The sequence below is a fragment of the Aquabacterium parvum genome (assembly GCF_001447195.1).
GTDB classification, from domain to species: Bacteria; Pseudomonadota; Gammaproteobacteria; order Burkholderiales; family Burkholderiaceae_C; genus Aquabacterium; species Aquabacterium parvum.
On record NZ_LFRI01000595.1, the window covers coordinates 1 to 287 of the forward strand.

The following is a 287-nucleotide window of genomic DNA, read 5'->3' on the forward strand; positions in this document are numbered from 1 at the left end:
CTAGCATCCGCCTGCCCAAGCTGCATGTGGTTTTGCTGCGTGCCATGGGGTGGGACGGCGGGCATCTGCATGAGTTTGAGTTCGCCGAAGGGAGATATGGCGTGCCGGATCCAGATTGGCCCGATGAGTCGCTGGATGACGAATCCAAGGTGACGTTGAACAAGGCGCTGGGCTACAGCGCCACGTTCAACTGGACATATGACTTCGGTGATAACTGGACTCACAGGATCAAGGTCGAGCGGGTCGACACCATGCCCGCCGAGCTCAAGCTGCAGTTCCCCATGTGC

At 58.9% G+C, this 287-nt stretch carries 1 protein-coding gene; it reads left to right on the forward strand.

Translation table 11 applies throughout. The annotated features are described in order from the left end of the window. On the forward strand, positions 1–287 hold a 287-nt coding region (locus tag ABG80_RS20810), incomplete at both ends, for a plasmid pRiA4b ORF-3 family protein (protein WP_160322636.1).